The following is a 1,558-nucleotide window of genomic DNA, read 5'->3' on the forward strand; positions in this document are numbered from 1 at the left end:
TCGCCGCGCAACACGGGACCGGCGTTCGGACCGGGGACGAGCACGCCGTAGTCACCCACGGCCTCCACGACCCCGCGCGCGAGCAGCTGCCGCAGCACCGAACGCCATTCGCGCTCGGACAGCTCCGTGCCGATCCCCCACACGCTGAGTTCATGGTGACGGGACTCGACGGAACGCTCGTTCGCGCGCCCGAGCAGCACGTCGAAGACCTTGCCCGACCCGAACTGCTGACTGCGCTCGCGCTGCAACCGGATGAGGGTGGAGAGCAGCTTTTGAGCGGGCACCGTCGCATCCCACATGGTGGGCGGCTTGAGGCACGTATCGCAGTTTCCGCACGGCTCGGACTCCTGGCCGAAGTAGCGCAGCAGCTGCACGCGCCGGCATGAGACGGTCTCGCACAGGGCGAGCATCGCGTCCAGGTGCGAGCGCGCGTTGCGCATGTGCAGTTCGCTGCCCTCGCCGCGGTCGATCAGGCGCCGCTGATTGACCACATCACCCAGGCCGTAGGCCAGCCACGCGGTCGACGGGAGGCCGTCGCGTCCCGCACGGCCCGTCTCCTGGTAGTAGCCCTCAATGCTCTTGGGTAGGTCCAGGTGGGCGACGAAGCGCACGTCCGGTTTGTCGATGCCCATGCCGAACGCAATGGTTGCAACGATCACGATCCCCTCTTCGCGCAGGAACCGTTCCTGGTGATCGTGCCGGACCGACGCATCGAGACCCGCGTGATAGGGCAATGCTGCAATCCCGTGCCTTTCCAGCCACTCCGCGGTGGTTTCAACGCTTTTGCGGGAGAGGCAGTAGACGATGCCGGCGTCGCCGTCGTGCTCGGTGGTGATGAACTTCAGAAGCTGATCGCGGCCGCGGTCCTTGGGCTCGATCCGGTACTGGATATTGGGGCGGTCGAAGTTGGAAACGAAATGGGCGGCGTTCTCCATGCGCAGGCGCTCGGTGATTTCGCGATGCGTGCTGCGAGTGGCCGTGGCGGTCAGCGCAATCCGAGGGACGCTGGGGAACGCGTCCGCGAGCACGGACAGGCCCAGGTAATCGGGGCGGAAGTCGTGGCCCCACTGGGCAACACAGTGCGCCTCATCGATGGCGAAGAGCGCGATCCGGGCCCGGCGGAGCAGGTCCAGGGTGCGCGGCAGAATCAGTCGTTCGGGTGCCATGTACAGCAGATCGATGTCGCCGGCGAGCAGTTGTTGTTCAACCGCCTGGGCCTGCTGGAAATCCAGGGAGGAGTTCAGGAAGGCCGCTCGAATTCCCACTGCCTCGAGCGCCGCCACCTGGTCCGACATGAGCGCGATCAGGGGCGAGACGACGATCCCGGTGCCCTCCCGCAGAATCGAGGGGATCTGATAGCACAGTGATTTACCGCCGCCGGTGGGCATGAGGACCACCGCTTCTCCCCCGCTCATCACCTGATCAATGATGGCGGCCTGTTCACCGCGGAACTCGTCGTAGCCGAAGACGTCGGAGAGGACGCTCAGGGGTGTGGGCGCGGCGTCGACGGTCTGCATAGCGGTGTGGTGGTCCTGCATGGTCTCCACACTATGTCCGG

General features: G+C 65.9%; 1 protein-coding gene. It reads right to left on the reverse strand.

The annotated features are described in order from the left end of the window. On the reverse strand, positions 1 to 1,538 hold a 1,538-nt coding region (recQ, locus tag Q4E95_RS13775; RefSeq protein WP_303383836.1), incomplete at its 3' end, for a DNA helicase RecQ. Positions 1,539 to 1,558: the final 20 nt, after the last annotated feature.

The sequence above is a fragment of the Kocuria sp. genome (genome assembly GCF_030536815.1).
In the GTDB taxonomy this organism is placed as follows: Bacteria; Actinomycetota; Actinomycetes; order Actinomycetales; family Micrococcaceae; genus Kocuria; species Kocuria gwangalliensis.